The sequence below is a fragment of the Arthrobacter alpinus genome (genome assembly GCF_001294625.1).
GTDB classification, from domain to species: domain Bacteria; phylum Actinomycetota; class Actinomycetes; order Actinomycetales; family Micrococcaceae; genus Specibacter; species Specibacter alpinus_A.
Window position 1 is genome coordinate 3330085 of record NZ_CP012677.1, and the last position, 14591, is coordinate 3344675.

Below are 14591 nucleotides of genomic sequence, written 5' to 3' on the forward strand. Positions count from 1 at the left end.
AGGCCAGATGAAGGAATTGAGGAATTTCAATGCAGAGTTTTCCAGGAGTTGGCGTCAGCCCGGGCCGAATCACCGGGACTATCCGCCAGATGCCCAAGCCGCTGGCCGAGCCGCGCGCCGGTGAAAAGCTGGCGCCCGGAACCGATGCGGCCACCGCCGCCGCGCACTTGCAGGCGGCAGCCAAGAACGTCCAGGCGGAGCTGGCGGGCCGTGCCGCCGCCGCCCGCGCCGACGCGAAGGCCGTCTTGGAGGCCACTGCTCTAATGGCCGTGGATCCCATGCTCCTGAAATCCGCAGTGAAACTGATCAACGGTGGCACCTCGGCCGAACGGGCCGTCTGGGAGGCGGCCGACGCCGTCGCGGCCATGCTGGTGAACCTTGGCGGCTACATGGCCGAACGCGCCACCGATGTCCTGGACGTCCGCGCGCGCATCGTTGCCGCCCTTCGCGGGGTGCCCGCGCCGGGCATCCCCTCCGCGGAGTCGCCCTTCATCCTGGTGGCCCAAGACCTAGCCCCGGCCGACACCGCCACCCTAGACCCGGAGAAGGTCATCGCACTTGTCACCGCCGGCGGCGGACCGCAGTCGCACACCGCCATCATCGCCCGCTCCCTCGGCCTGCCCGCCGTGGTCGCCGCTATCGGCGTTGACCAGTTGGCCGACGGCACCGAGGTTTATGTCGACGGCGGGGCCGGCACCGTCTCTACGGAACCCGGAGATGCAGAACGCGCAGCCGCCGACGCTTGGGCCACCACCGCATCACTGCTTTCGGTCTTTGACGGAAACGGCGTGACGGCGGACGGCCACCTGGTGCCGCTGCTCGCGAACGTGGGGGGAGCCGCCGACGCAGTCAAGGCCGCGGCGGCTGGAGCTCAGGGTGTGGGGCTGCTGCGCACGGAATTTTGTTTCTTGGAACGGGAGACCGAACCAAGCCATGAGGAGCAGATTGCGGCCTACCGGGGCGTCTTTGACGCTTTCCCCGGCAAGAAGGTGGTGGTGCGCACGCTCGACGCTGGCGCCGACAAGCCCCTGCCGTTCCTGACGGACGCCACCGAACCCAACCCGGCCTTGGGCGTGCGCGGCTACCGCACCGACACCACCTCCCCCGGCGTGCTGGAACGCCAGCTGGGCGCCATCGCCGAGGCGGCCAAGGATACCTCCGCCGACGTCTGGGTCATGGCCCCCATGATTTCCACACCGGCCGAGGCCGCGGACTTTGCCGCCATGTGCGCCACCGCCGGCCTGACGACGCCAGGGGTCATGGTTGAGGTGCCGTCCGCGGCAGTGACCGCCGAATCCATCCTGCGCGAAGTTGCATTTGCCAGCCTCGGCACCAACGACCTCACGCAGTACACCATGGCGGCCGACCGCCAGCTGGGGCCGCTCGCCGCCCTGAACAACCCGTGGCAGCCGGCGGTGCTGGAGCTGGTGCGCCTCACGGTCGCCGGGGCGGAATCCGAAGGCACCGGAAAGCCGGTGGGGGTCTGCGGCGAGGCAGCCTCGGACCCGGCCCTCGCCGTCGTACTGGTCGGGTTGGGCGTGTCCACACTGTCCATGACGGCCAGGTCACTGGCAGGTGTCGGAGCCGTCTTGGCCACTGTGACGCACGAAGAAGCACAGAAAATCGCTAAGCTGGCTTTGTCGGCAACCAGCCCTGAAGAAGCACGTCGCTTGGCGCGTGAGAAATTACCCATTCTTGCAGAGCTCGGTCTCTGATACGCCCCGACCGATATCGGCCGGGGCCACACAGCTTTTCCAGCACCACCGTCCCACAGGAGGAACCCATGCCCGAACGTAAAGTAACCGTCGCCAGTAGCTCTGGACTGCACGCACGTCCCGCCTCGCTCTTTGCCGCAGCAGCCGGCGAAGTGAGCGTGGAGGTCACCATCGCCATGGAGGGCGCCCCGCTTGAAGACGCCATGGACGCCAGCAGCATCCTGTCACTGATGACCCTGGGGGCCGAGCACGGCAGCGTTGTGGTCCTGCGCGCCGAGGGCGAGGGCGCCGAGGCAGCACTCGATAAGTTGGCGGCGATGCTGGAGACCGATTTGGACGCTGCCTAGGTTTTACGCGCTAAGCTTTTCGCGGCGTCAGCCGCCGGCCACGGACTGAATGATCATCAGTTCCTGGCCGGCGGCCACTGTCGTTTTAAGGCCCTTGAGGCGCCTTACGTCGTCGCCGTCGAGGTAGATGTTCACGAAGCGGCGCAGTGCCCCGGTTTCATCGCGCACCCGCCGGTTGAACACCGGAAACTCACCGCCGATCACCTCAAGTAGCGCCACCACGGTGGCACCCCCGGGCTCCACGGTCAGCCGCAGTTCCTGCTGCCCTCCCACTAGAGGCCGCAGCAGGCTCGGAATCAACACGCTCACCTCGCCAGTCATGGCGACCAGCTAAAGTACGACGGCGGCGGCCCGGACACACAGGACGTCCGGCAGCTGCTTGAGGACTTCCACGAAATGTTCTCCCTCATCGGCGCTGGCGTAAACGGAACCGCCGCGGGTGCCCAAAAACAGCCCGGCCGGCTCTGCGGTGTCCACGGCCGCTGCGTCCCGCAACACTACGTTGTACTCGGGTTGCACTAAACCGTCGGCCAAACGCTGCCAGGAAGCGCCGCCGTCGTCAGTTCTGTGGACGGCAAGCTGGGCATTCGGCGGGATGCGCTCATCGTCGGACATGATCGGGACCACCCAGGCCGTCCCCGAGCGGCGCGGATGGGTCAAGACGGTGAAGCCGAAGTCGGTCGGCAGCCCCTCGGCGATGGAAACCCAGGTGTCCGCGTTGTTATCGGAGCGGTAGACGCCATGGTGGTTTTGCGCGTACATGGTGTCGGCGTTATTGGGGTCGCGGGCAATCTTGTGCACGCACTGGCCGAACTCGGGCAATGGCTCCGGCATGAAGGGCGCACTGATCCCCTTGTTCCGTGCCACCCAGGACTCCCCCGCGTCGGTGCTGCGGTAGACGCCGCCGGTGCTCATGGCGACATGGATGGTGTTGGGGTCGGCGGGACTTGGCAGGACAGTGTGTGCCGCGGCGCCACCATAGCCAGCACCCCATTCGGGGCGGTGCGGGTGGTTCCACAGGCCACGGTTGAGCTCAAAGTGCTCGCCGCCATCGGTGGATTCCCAGACGGAGATCGGCTCACAGCCGGCCCACACCACCCCGGGCCTGTCCGCGGCGTCCGGCTGGATCTGCCAGATCCGTTCCAGCGCAGCGTCAGTGTCCGGCGGGAACATGATGGCGCCTTGTTCCGGCTCGGTCCACGTTGCCCCTAGATCATCGGAGTGGACCACCGTGGGACCCCAATGCTCGCTGCGGGTTCCCACCAGGATGCGGGTACCTCCGTTGCGAGTGTCGATGCCGATGCTGGGCACCTCCTGCATGAGGAAGTGCGGGCCGGTGAACTCGTAGTTCCGCCGGTCCGTGCTGGTGCCAAGCCACAGTCCCTTCTTGGTTCCCACGGCCAGCAGGAAGGTTTCGGGGATGGCTTCTGACTGGGCTGAATTCGGGGTCATGAGTAAATTCGATCACCAGACGCTGGGAGCGACAAGGGTAACCGGCCAGTAACTTTCCGCTGGCGCGCCGCGCACCCGAACAGATACCCCCAGGGGGTACTTGACGTATACCCTATAGGGGTATAGCTTGGGGATATGGAAATCACCGAAGAGCACGTCGGCACGCAGGGTTACAGTGACGAAAAACAGGCCTACCTGCGGCGCCTTAGGCGCGCGGAAGGCCAGGTCCGCGGTATCGCCCGGATGGTTGAGGAGGACAAGTACTGCATCGACATCCTCACTCAGATGGCAGCCGTCAACAAGGCTCTGCACGCGGTCAGCATCGGCCTGCTCGAAGACCACATTGCCCATTGCGTGGTCAACGCCGCCAACGAATCCGCCGAAACCGGCAACCCGGCGATCGTCGCCGACAAGGTCGCCGAGGCCACCGCCGCCATTTCCCGCCTCCTGAGGAGCTAAAATTGCACACCACCACCATCAACGTTTCCGGCATGACGTGCGGGCACTGCGTCAGCTCCGTCACCGAGGAACTCACCGAACTCAAAGGCGTGGATAACGTCTCCGTTGAGTTGAACTCCGGCGGCGTCTCCGAGGTCACCATCACCTCCACCCTGACACTTGAGCCCGCTGAAATCTCCGAGGCCATAGCCGAGGCCGGCTACCTCGTCGTCTCCAACAACGCCTAAATCCACTCGCAATCTGCAATCGTTAAGGAACGCCATGAGCGCGTCAGAGATTTTGTCCCAAACCGCCACCACCGGCCCCCGCATGGTCGAGATCGACATCGAAGGCATGACGTGTGCCTCGTGCGTCAGCCGGGTGGAACGCAAGTTGGGCAAATTAGAAGGCGTCAGCGCTTCCGTGAACCTCCCGCTGGAAACAGCCCAGGTCACGGTCCCCGCCAGCATGTCCGACCAACAGATCATCGACACAGTCAACGCAACCGGCTACAAGGCGACCCTGAAGAAGCCTGTTTTTCCCCAGCACGACGCCGGCACCCGGGCGCAGCACGACGCCCACCAGGGTGCGGCTCACCCGGGCGAGGACATGGACCACATGGCACACGGCAGCACCGCTGCCACGCTTCGCCCCCGGCTGATCCTGGCCGCCATCCTGACCGTCCCGGTGTTCCTAATTTCCATGTTCCCGGCCCTGCAGTTCTCGCAGTGGGGCTGGGTGGTGGGCGCTTTGACGCTACCCGTTGTCACGTGGTCGGCCTGGCCGTTCCACCGGGCCGCGGCCATCAACGCCCGGCACTTCGCGTCCACCATGGACACCCTAGTTTCGATCGGCGTCAGTGCGGCGTTCCTGTTCTCCGCCGTGACCATGTTCATGGATCCGATGCTGACCGCACACGGTTCCCACATGGACGGGCACGCCCCCCTGTACTTTGAGGTTTCCGCCGTCGTCGTCACGTTCCTGCTGCTGGGCCGTTACCTCGAAGCGAAGGCCAAAGCCAAGGCTGGCGACGCCCTGAAGGCATTGCTGAGCCTGGGCGCCAAGGAAGCCACCGTCCTGCGCGACGGCGTCGAAGTCAAGATCCCGGCAGCCGACCTTGACGTGGATGAGATCTTTGTGGTCCGCCCGGGTGAAAAAATCGCCACTGACGGCATTGTCACCGACGGTACCTCCGCCGTGGACACCTCACTCCTCACGGGCGAATCGCTGCCAGTGGACGTCACGGCTGGCGACCCTGTCACCGGCGCCACCATCAACACCTCCGGACGACTGCTGGTGCGGGCAACCCGGGTCGGCGCCGAAACGACGCTCGCCCAGATGGGCAGGCTCGTCAGCGCCGCACAGGCCGGCAAGGCCCCGATCGCCCGGCTGGCGGACCGGATCAGCGCCGTCTTTGTGCCGATCGTGCTCGTCATCGCCGTGCTGACTTTTGCCTTGTGGCTCATCTTCAGCGGCGACATCCAAGCTGCTTTCACGGCCGCCGTCGCCGTCCTGATCATTGCCTGCCCCTGCGCCCTGGGCCTGGCCACGCCTGTCGGCCTGCTGACCGGCACCGGCCGCGCCGCTCAGCTGGGCATCCTGATCAAGGGCCCGCAGGTCCTGGAGGACACCCGCACGGTGGACACCATCCTGCTGGATAAGACGGGCACCGTCACCGAGGGCAAGTTGGGCGTGGTCGACGTCGTCACCCTCACCCAGGTTCCGGCGGCAGACGTGCTTCGACTGGCCGGGGCCGTGGAGTCCCACAGCGAACATCCCATCGCCCATGCGATCGTGGAGCACGCCCGCCCCCAGGGCGAACTGCCGGACATTGCAGACTTCACCTCAGCTCCAGGCGGAGGTGTCCGCGCCGTAATCGAGGGCCGCGTGGTTCTGGCCGGCCGCGCAGGCTGGCTGGAGGAAAACGGCGTCGAACTTTCCGCAACAGACAGGGCGGCCCTGCTGGCACAGCAGCAAAAGGGCACCACCGCCATTTGGGTGGCTGTTGACGGCCAGGCAATTGGCTTGGTGGCACTGAAGGACACCATCAAGGCCGGTTCAGTGGCTGCGATCGCCAAGCTGCGGGAACTGGGCCTGCGCCCGATCTTGCTCACGGGTGACAACGCGGCCGTGGCAGCCCAGGTTGCCGCAATTGTGGGGATCGCCCCCGAGGATGTGTTTGCCGACGTCCTACCCGAGGGCAAAGTGGAGGCCGTGAAGAAGCTGCAGGCGGCCGGGGCCATCGTGGCCATGGCTGGCGATGGCGTCAATGACGCACCCGCCCTGGCCCAGGCCGACCTCGGCATCGCCATGGGATCGGGCACCGACGTGGCCATTGAGGCGGCTGACCTGACGGTCATGGGCAATGACCTCGGCCAGGTGTCCACGGCCATCGAGCTTTCCCGGCGGACCCTGGGCACCATCAAGGTGAACTTGTTCTGGGCGTTCTTCTACAACGCCATCGGCATCCCGGTGGCGGCACTGGGACTGTTGAACCCCATGATCGCCGGCGCCGCCATGGCGGCCAGCTCCGTGCTGGTGGTGGCAAACTCGCTGCGGCTGCGGCGCTTCGGCAAGTAGGAAAATAGCTGGCGAGGCACGGTGGCCGGGCTCAATCGAGTCCGGCCACCTTCTGACCTGCCACGCCAACCGCAAGATCCACGGAGTAGCCTTGCCCCCGCCGCGACGGTCCGCGCAGTTCGTCAAGGCGCACCATGACCACCCCGAACATGATGAATAGCCCACCCAACAGCTGGATGGTCCGGGGCAGTTCACCGAGCAGGATCCACGCCCAAATGACGGCGAAGAGCACCTCAAAGAGCGCCACAAAGGAGGCCACCTTCGAGCCCAGTCCGCGCGTGGCCACAATGCCCACCACGTAAGCAAATACCGTGGTAATCAGCACCAGCCCAAGCACCGGCACAAACCACGGCACCTGCCGCCCGGCAAAGACAACATCGCTCATGGTGAACGTCAGCGGCATGACCCCTGCCAGCCCCAACCCCAAGATCGCGGCCGCACCCACGGTCATGCCGCCGCCGGCCATCAGAATGGGAGGCACATTGTCATTGGCCCGGGCAGACATCACAAAGTAAAACGCCGAGCACACCGCGGCGGCAAGCCCCCACAAGATGCCCTCCACGCTGACCTTCTGCCCGCCAGCCAAATCAAGCACCAGCACCAGCCCGCCCATGGCGCACACCGCACCCACCATGGTCAGCGCACGCGGCCGGGCCCGCGTCATGAGCCACGCCCAGCCCACCAAGAGCACGGGTGAAAGGTACTCCAGCAACAAGGCCACCCCCACCGACAGGTGTGCCACGGCGTTGAAGAAGAACAGCTGGCACAGGGCGATCGGCACCACACCATAGATGGCGATGCGCAACAGCGAGCCCTTGACCGTCTGCCACTTACGCACCAAGGTGAGTACCACGGGAATCAAGAGTACGACGGCGGCACCGCCAATGCGTGCGGCGACGGCCGCGCCTGGGGACCAGCCGGCGTCGAACAGCGATTTGGCAAAGGAACCGGACAGGGCAAAGGCCGCAGCTGAAACGAAGGCCAGCACCAGCGCCGGCGAGGCCAAGGCAGTCCGGGTCCGGGGCAAGGTTTCTGCGGATATGTTCTGGGAGGTGGGCATACGGGAATCCATTTGTCAGGAGTGTAAGGCGTTAGACTAATGACATTACGCCCGCACTTTGTCAGGAGTCAACATGGTCTTTACTAATGACGCAGAAGTGGCCCTTGTGTCGGCCGCCAACTTGATCAACACGGCGCCCACCTCGATCGAGGCCGACAAGGGTGCCACGGGACCCGATTTGTTGCTGACCGTGGCCAGCCTTGATGAGTTCGTGCAACGCGAAAAGTTCACGGGTTCCCGCGAACACTCGGCGGAGGAGGTGGCCGCGGTGCGTCAGATGCGTGCGGAGTTGCGCACCATCTGGACGGCTGATGAGGACACGGCCGTGGCCATGGTCAACTCGTTGCTGGACCGTGCCCGCGCCTTGCCACAACTGCTCAAGCACGACGAGTGGGACTGGCACCTACACGCAACGGCACCCGCAGCACCCCTGGCCCAACGCATGGGGGTGGAGGCCGCCATGGCCCTAGTGGACGTGATCCGAGCCAAGGAACTGGACCGGCTGAAGGTGTGTGCCGCCGACGACTGCCGTGCGGTGCTGATAGATCTCTCCAAGAACCGCTCGCGGCGGTATTGCGACACCGGCAACTGCGGCAACCGGGCCCACGTGGCCGCGTACAGGCGTCGTCAATCAGCCAAGAAGTAACTCGAACGGGCAGTAGTTGTTGATGTTGGACGCCAACATCAACAACTACTGCCCGTTCGAATTCGAGGAAAAGCTACTTCATGGTTCCTGCGGAAACCGACCCCTGCAGCTGGCGTTGGAAGATGACGTACACGATCAGCACCGGCACCACCACGATGATGGCGGCCGCGAACAGCGCACCGAAGTCCACCGCGTACCCCATCTGGCCGGCGAAAGCCGCGATTCCCTGAGAGAGCACCCAGTTTTCATTCTTGGTATTGATGGCGACGGGAATCAGGTATTGGTTCCACAGCCCTAGGAAGTTGAAGATAAGTACCGAGGCGAGCCCGGGCCTGGCCATCGGCAACATGACCTGGAAGAACGTGCGCCACTCACCGGCACCATCAATTTGTGCCGCTTCCGCAATCTCACTCGGGAGCGCCTTGAAGAAGGAGAACAGGAAGAACACCGTGAACGGCAGCGCGAACGCCACGTAGACAATGATCAGACCGGGCAAGGTATTGAGCAACCCCATGTTTTTCAGTATGAAGAACAAGGGCACGATGGCCAAGAAGACAGGGAAAGTCAGGCCCGCGAGCATCAAGTAGTAGATGGTGCGGGAACCGGGGAATACGTAGCGGGCTAGGACGTAGGCACACATGGCACCCAGCACCATGACAATCACCAGCGCGCAACCGACCACGATCACAGTGTTCAGGAAGTAGTTGCCAATGCCGGCTGTGTTCCAAGCATTGATGTAATTTTGGAACTGCCAGACATCGGGGAAGGAGAATGGCGAAGCAAAGATCTCCTTGGTGGTCTTGAACGACGACAGCAACGTCCAGGCCAAAGGAATCAGAACCAGCAGGGACCACAAGGCCAGCATGGTGTGGGAGACACCGGCGACAACCTTGTCAGCCTTGGCCTCTTGAGGCTTGCGCTCCACATGCCCAAGGGCATTTGATGATTTCTTTGAGAGTTTAAGTGACATTAGTTGGACACATCCTTGCTGCCGCCGGTGAGACGATTCACCAGGAAGACGAGCGCCGAGAAAATCAAAGTGATGACGGCCAGGACAACGCCCATGGCACACGCCAGGCCGAACTGGCTCTTGGAGAACGCCGTGGTGAACAGCTTCTGCGCCATGACTAGGGTTGTATTGTCCGGGCCACCCGTGGAGTTAAGGACTGACATGTAGACAAACGCGTCCAGGGCCAAGATGCCCATGTATACGTAGGCGGTCTGGATGTTGTCACGAATCAGCGGAATGGTGATGGTGATGGCCGTGCGGAAACGGCCGGCACCGTCAATGCGTGCGGCTTCAAAGGTCTCGGCGGGGATACCCTTGATGGCTGCGATAAACAAGATCATGTAGAAGCCCACGAAGCCCCAGACGATGACGACCATGGAGGCGACCATGGCGGTGCGCGGATCACCCAGCCATGGGAAGTCCTTGAACCCGTCAAAGCCCAAACCCGCTAGGAGTCCGTTAAGCAACCCGGAGCTGGGATCGTAGATCTGCGCCCAAATGATGCCGATGACGACGGCGGGGATGACGTAGGGGAAGAAGGAGACGATCCGGTAGAACCCCGCGCCCTTTAGGCCCTTGATTTGACCCCGGCTACTGCCACCAATGGTCACCAGTGTGGCAAGTATCAGGCTCAATATGACCGTGATGACGGGCAGGAAGATGGCCAGGATGATGCTGTTGCGGACCGAGATCATGAAGATGTCATCGTTGAAGAGCTTGACATAGTTATCGAAGCCAATAAACGGCATGTTGTTGTCGAAGCCGCTCCAGCTGGTCATCGAGTAGTACACCGCCTGGACAAACGGCGAAATCACGAAGACCAGATAGATCACCAACGGCAGTCCCAAAAAGACTGCCATGAAGCTGACCTTATCGAATGTCAGTTTTTTCCGGCGCCGCCGGGCAGCGGCTGGAACGCCGCTGCCCGACTGCACATGGTTTGCTACTTGAGTCACTTCACTTCAATCTTTTTAACTGTGCTGTCATTCGCGACCTTGTCGGTAATGGCCTGCAGCGCCTTGGTTAGGCCCGCAGTGTCGAGCTCACCGGCGAGGAAGGAGTTCCACGGCACCAGCATGTCCGGGTTCATGCCGTACAGGTCGATGAAGTTCCAAGTGAAAGCTTCCTTTCCGGCCTTGTCTAGCATTGCCGTCTGGGAAACTAGTGCTGTGGAGCCAAAGCCGTCAGCCGGGACAGTGCCCTTGACAACTGTCGGGGCCAGCTTGGTCTTGGCGAAGTTGGTGGCAGCCTCTTTGGAGAGCATGATGCGCAGCAATTCCTTGCCCGCGGCAGCATTTGCACCCTTGGAGGGGACGATGAACGGCTCGCCAGCGGCGGACCGCACAATGTATTGGGCGATCTTAGGGCTGCTCGTGACAACAGGAATAGGCGCGCCGGTCATCTTGAAGTCGGCCTTGGTCTGGTCCTTCATTTCGTTTTCAATCCAAGAACCAGACGGGTACAGCAGGGCGTCCTGGTTGTTGGACCACTGCGCCTGGGCAGCCGTGAACTTGGTACCGGAGCCGCCGGGCTTCATGTAGCCCGCCTTGATGATCTTCTCCAGTGCACCGAAGACGGACTGCACGGCCGGCTGTGACCAGGAGTCGGGTTTGAGATTTTCCAGGGAGATGCGCACCGCGTCGCCACCTTCCTTGATGGCCGACTCGATGGCCATGGTTTGGTAGTACGTGGCAGCTTCCTTGCCCCAGAGGAAGAGGTACTTGCCCTGCTCCTTGGCCTTGGCGCCAAGCGCCAGCGCCTCGTCCCACGTGGTGGGAACCTTCCAGCCGTTGGCGTCAAAAAGGCTCTGGGAGTACCACATGGCGTAGACGGTCAGCACGTAGTTGATGGCGGCAACCTTGTCGCCAAAGGTGCCCGGCGCCAACACGCCGTCGTACAGGGTGTCGGCGATCTTCTTACCCTCGAGGTTGTTCGCCTCGGTGACGGATTTGAGATCCTCAAGCTGGTCAAGGATGGCGGCAAAGCCGATGGACTTGGCACCGGAGTTGTCGATGAGGTCAGGCGGGTTGCCACCGACAAAGCGAGGCTGCAGTTCCTGTGCAATGTCCGTAGAGGGGCTGATCTTGACGGTGACGTCGGGGAAGTTCTTGCTAAAGATGGCACCGGCGAAGTCGACGTAGTCAATTCCGTAGCCACCCTTGAAGATGACAGCGTCAAGGGCGCCGGTCTTGGCCACACCGAACGGGTTGGTGGCGGTGACTTCCCCGCCGGCTGCGGAGCTTGCTGAGGTTCCGGAGCCGCCTGCGCAGGAAGCGAGGGCTCCGCCCATGGGGACGAGCACGGCGGTGGCCAGAGCGCCGCGGAGGAATCCACGACGCTGCAGCGGCTTGTTCTGAATACTCATTATAGGTACTGCCTTCCGTTGATGGTACGAACGCTTGTAAAGGAACTGCTTTGTACTTTTTGTACACTTACTGCATTTCACTGCAATTCATGTGGCTTTCCTCACGCGCTGTAGCGATCTTCTTCTACGTAGCTGTTGGAATCACGCCTCACGCCTGAGCCGGCCAGCATATTGGCCCACCAAAGCGGTATTGTGTTCGTCCCCGCCCGGGATGTTTGCTGAAATGTAGATGGGCGGTTTCTTCCCCGCACGGACCAGGCATTGGACGGTTTCAATCGTCAACAGCTGCGCTATGTACGCCGCTGTGATCGAAGAGACCGCACCAACTCCTCCTCCGCCGGAAACTTCTAGGGTCGTATCGCCATAAGGCGCCCTGTTATCGATAACAATATCGGCAATCTCACTGAGACGCATCCCACTTGGGTGCTTTGTTTCGACAGCATTTGTGTGCTCGAGGCTCGTGACGGCAATGACTTTGTGCCCGCGCGCCTTGGCAATAAGCGCCAAACCAACGATCGAGCCGTTGACACCGGAATTTGAGGCGATGAGAAATATGTCGCGAGGATCCACCAACGAGAGCTCGAACAGCTCCTGCGCGATGCCGGTTTCGCGTTCCAGTACCGAACCCTCCAGCGAGTCCAGCGCGGACACCTCCCGCATCCCGTGCAGCACCAGATCCCGCAAGGCGATCTTGCTGGTGGGGATCAGTCCGCCTGCCCGGCCGGCGATCTCCATGGCAAAGGCTTCGGAGTGCCCGGTCCCGAACGCTTGGATGACGCCACCGTTGTTCAAGGAGTCGGCTAAAGCGCCGGCTGCCTCATCGAGTCCGCCGCCGGCAGCCCATTGGGTCAAGGCGTCCAGGCGGGTGGAAACCTCCAGGCTGAAGGCAATGATGGAGTCAGACATTTTTGCGGCCCCTTCCGTCGTTGCGGGGCGGGCGCCGATTGCCCAATTCCAACCGTGCCGCCCGGGTTGGGCGGCGGTGCGGGGAAACGGCCATGGCCGAAGCCGCCAGTTTGGAAGTGGTCTGGGTAAAGTTCACTTGGGCCACCAGAAGGTAGAGCAAGTCAAGAACCAGCAATTGCACGTGCTTGGCAGAAAGGTCATCCGGCTGCAGGAACTGCTCATGCACGGAGGTGATGATGGCGGCGTCGGCACCTTCGGCAAGCGGTGACCCCGGGTTGTTGCTCAGCGCTACCGTCAGAGCCCCAGCCTCGCCAGCTTCGCGCAGCATCTGGATGGTCTCCTCGGTGCGCCCGGTGTTGGAGATACCGATGGCCACAGAGTTTGAGTCCTGAATGGCAGCGCTTGTGAGTCCCGCATGGACCTCTGACCAGTGATGAGCGTTGACGCCGATGCGGTACAGGCGCGACTGCATTTCCTTCGCCATGACCGCACTGCCGCCGATGCCGTAGATATCCACATGAGTGCTCATGGCAATACGGCGGGCGATCCTATTCATGAGGGACAGGTCCATGACGGCGGCCGTCTCTTCAAGCGAGCGTGTGTGGGCGTTGACAAGGGTGCTGAGTACATCACGGGCGGAATCATCTGGTCCGAATGCGCGGCCTATGTCCGCCTTCCACGACTCACGGGCGTCGCTGCGGCCCATGTCGGAGGCGATGCTCACCCGGAACGGCACATATCCGGCGTAGCCAAGCAATCGGCAAAAACGGGTGACAGTGGCCGGGGAAGTCTTGGTTTGCTCGGCAAGTTCCATGATGGAGAATTCCAGGGGGGCCTGCGGATGTTCTAAAAGAAACGTCCCGATCTTGGCCATCGCCGTTGGCATATCAGGTAGTTTTGCCTGAATGCGGTTCACGACGCCAGCAGCGCTCACTGCTACGGGGGATGGCGCGAACGATGACATGTGAAAATCCGTTTCTTTTAATTGGCTACACAATGAAAACTATTATCATCCCCGATGTAAGTCAAGTCACACTCACGACACAGAATGATAACGATGCGAAATTACCTTGCGATTGACGCTGGCGGAACTTCCACGCGAGCAGTGCTTTTGACCTCGTCCGGGCGGTGTCTGGGATACGGCACCGCGGGCGGCGGGAACCCCGTTTCCAGGGGTTTTGAGGGTGCCATGGAGGCGCTTTTGAACGCGTCGAAGATTGCCCTTGGTTCTACCTTGCAACCGTTCACCACGGTGACCGTCGGCATGGCGGGCGCTTCCCTTGATTTACCGGCAGATTTGTTTCAGCAGCGGTTCCGGGTGCTGGGTCTCACAGGAAAGGTGATGATTGAATCTGATTTATTGGCAGCTTTTTATTCCGGAAACTATCAAGATGATGGTTATGTGTTGATAGCCGGTACGGGAGCTGTGGCGGCTCGCGTCGTCGGTGGCCAGCTCAGTGCCGTGGCCGATGGGACCGGCTGGCTCCTTGGCGACAACGGCTCTGGTTTTTGGCTTGGCCATGAAGTCATCCGTGCCGTTGCGGCGGCCCTGGATGGCCGGGGAGTGCCCACTTCCCTGACCGAACTGGTACTGACGGACCTGGGGATCAGCCAGGATGTGACCTCCCGAACCCAAGGGCGCATCAGCGCGCAGCAACAGCTGATAGTCAAGACCTATGAGCTGCGCCCTATTGAACTTTCGCGCTTTGCGCCATTGGTCTTTGCTGTGCCGCAAGACGCCGTTGCACGGGAGATCATCGCCCGCTGCGCAGCCGCCCTGGCGCAGACCCTGGCTGCGGTGGTGGAGGCGTCCGTGTCAGGTCCGCTCATCTTTGGTGGCAGCGTCCTCACCAAGGGAGGCGCCGTGGGGGCGGCCGTGCGTGAGCGGCTGGGGCGGGCGGGGATATCCACTGGGCCCATCAGCAACCCGTTAGAATCGGAGCCGACTTTAGTTGCCGACGGTGTGGTGGGTGCGGCAGTTCTTGCTCTCAAACGCAATGGTGAAACAGTGGACGCGGCCGTGTTTGAGCGCATAACAACGAGCCTGGCAACACTGCGCAACAACTGATTCAG

The 14591-nt window shown here is 62.4% G+C and carries 15 protein-coding genes; 7 read left to right on the top strand and 8 right to left on the bottom strand.

Annotation, left to right across the window (positions count from 1 at the left end):
- Nucleotides 1–29 precede the first annotated feature (29 nt).
- Both ptsP and AOC05_RS15125 read left to right on the top strand, forming a co-directional pair.
- Nucleotides 30–1715 (top strand): phosphoenolpyruvate--protein phosphotransferase, encoded by a 1686-nt coding sequence (gene ptsP / locus AOC05_RS15120; protein WP_062007984.1) that lies wholly within the window; start codon nt 30–32, stop codon nt 1713–1715.
- 68 nt (nt 1716–1783) lie between these two features.
- Nucleotides 1784–2062 carry an HPr family phosphocarrier protein gene (locus tag AOC05_RS15125; RefSeq protein ID WP_062007986.1) on the top strand — a complete coding sequence of 93 codons (279 nt, stop codon included), beginning with the start codon at nt 1784–1786 and terminating at the stop codon, nt 2060–2062.
- Between the two features lie 27 nt (nt 2063–2089).
- Here the strand turns inward: AOC05_RS15125 and AOC05_RS15130 are convergent, their stop codons facing one another.
- Together AOC05_RS15130 and AOC05_RS15135 are read right to left on the bottom strand one after the other, a co-directional pair.
- Nucleotides 2090–2383: a MoaD/ThiS family protein gene (locus tag AOC05_RS15130; RefSeq protein WP_062007988.1), complete on the bottom strand. Its 294-nt coding sequence runs from the start codon at nt 2381–2383 to the stop codon at nt 2090–2092.
- A 9-nt stretch (nt 2384–2392) separates the two neighbouring features.
- Nucleotides 2393–3514 carry a WD40/YVTN/BNR-like repeat-containing protein gene (locus tag AOC05_RS15135; RefSeq protein WP_062007990.1) on the bottom strand — a complete coding sequence of 374 codons (1122 nt, stop codon included), beginning with the start codon at nt 3512–3514 and terminating at the stop codon, nt 2393–2395.
- Between the two features lie 135 nt (nt 3515–3649).
- On the opposite strand from AOC05_RS15135, the gene AOC05_RS15140 reads away from it, so the two are divergent.
- The 3 genes from AOC05_RS15140 to AOC05_RS15150 are packed head-to-tail and all read left to right on the top strand — an operon-like array spanning nt 3650 to nt 6532.
- Nucleotides 3650–3973, top strand: coding sequence for a metal-sensitive transcriptional regulator (locus tag AOC05_RS15140; RefSeq protein ID WP_062007992.1), 324 nt, complete (start codon nt 3650–3652; stop codon nt 3971–3973).
- A 32-nt stretch (nt 3974–4005) separates the two neighbouring features.
- Nucleotides 4006–4200, top strand: coding sequence for a heavy-metal-associated domain-containing protein (locus tag AOC05_RS15145; protein WP_062009876.1), 195 nt, complete (start codon nt 4006–4008; stop codon nt 4198–4200).
- 34 nt (nt 4201–4234) lie between these two features.
- Nucleotides 4235–6532 carry a heavy metal translocating P-type ATPase gene (locus AOC05_RS15150; RefSeq protein WP_062007994.1) on the top strand — a complete coding sequence of 766 codons (2298 nt, stop codon included), beginning with the start codon at nt 4235–4237 and terminating at the stop codon, nt 6530–6532.
- Between the two features lie 31 nt (nt 6533–6563).
- Here the strand turns inward: AOC05_RS15150 and AOC05_RS15155 are convergent, their stop codons facing one another.
- On the bottom strand, nt 6564–7592 hold the full coding sequence (locus AOC05_RS15155) for an EamA family transporter (RefSeq protein ID WP_157375004.1): 1029 nt from the start codon (nt 7590–7592) through the stop codon (nt 6564–6566).
- Between the two features lie 73 nt (nt 7593–7665).
- Between AOC05_RS15155 and AOC05_RS15160 the strand changes: the two genes are divergently transcribed.
- A complete protein-coding gene (locus AOC05_RS15160) occupies nt 7666–8238 on the top strand; it encodes a CGNR zinc finger domain-containing protein (RefSeq protein WP_062007996.1) in 573 nt (190 codons plus the stop codon).
- Nucleotides 8239–8311: 73 nt separating this feature from the next.
- Here AOC05_RS15160 and AOC05_RS15165 read toward each other — a convergent pair whose 3' ends face one another.
- The 5 genes from AOC05_RS15165 to AOC05_RS15185 form a co-directional block, all read right to left on the bottom strand.
- Nucleotides 8312–9103 carry a carbohydrate ABC transporter permease gene (locus AOC05_RS15165; protein ID WP_230085704.1) on the bottom strand — a complete coding sequence of 264 codons (792 nt, stop codon included), beginning with the start codon at nt 9101–9103 and terminating at the stop codon, nt 8312–8314.
- A 104-nt stretch (nt 9104–9207) separates the two neighbouring features.
- On the bottom strand, nt 9208–10107 hold the full coding sequence (locus AOC05_RS15170; RefSeq protein ID WP_082358210.1) for a carbohydrate ABC transporter permease: 900 nt from the start codon (nt 10105–10107) through the stop codon (nt 9208–9210).
- A 92-nt stretch (nt 10108–10199) separates the two neighbouring features.
- Nucleotides 10200–11612, bottom strand: coding sequence for an N-acetylglucosamine/diacetylchitobiose ABC transporter substrate-binding protein (ngcE, locus tag AOC05_RS15175; protein ID WP_062008004.1), 1413 nt, complete (start codon nt 11610–11612; stop codon nt 10200–10202).
- Between the two features lie 141 nt (nt 11613–11753).
- Complete coding sequence (locus AOC05_RS15180; RefSeq protein ID WP_062008006.1) at nt 11754–12518, bottom strand: sugar isomerase domain-containing protein; 765 nt, start codon at nt 12516–12518, stop codon at nt 11754–11756.
- On the bottom strand, nt 12511–13482 hold the full coding sequence (locus AOC05_RS15185; protein WP_062008009.1) for a MurR/RpiR family transcriptional regulator: 972 nt from the start codon (nt 13480–13482) through the stop codon (nt 12511–12513). Before AOC05_RS15185 ends, AOC05_RS15180 begins: the two co-directional genes overlap by 8 nt.
- 93 nt (nt 13483–13575) lie before the next feature.
- Here AOC05_RS15185 and AOC05_RS15190 point away from each other — a divergent pair, with 93 nt between their 5' ends.
- A complete protein-coding gene (locus tag AOC05_RS15190; protein WP_062008011.1) occupies nt 13576–14586 on the top strand; it encodes an N-acetylglucosamine kinase in 1011 nt (336 codons plus the stop codon).
- The last annotated feature ends 5 nt before the right edge of the window (nt 14587–14591 follow it).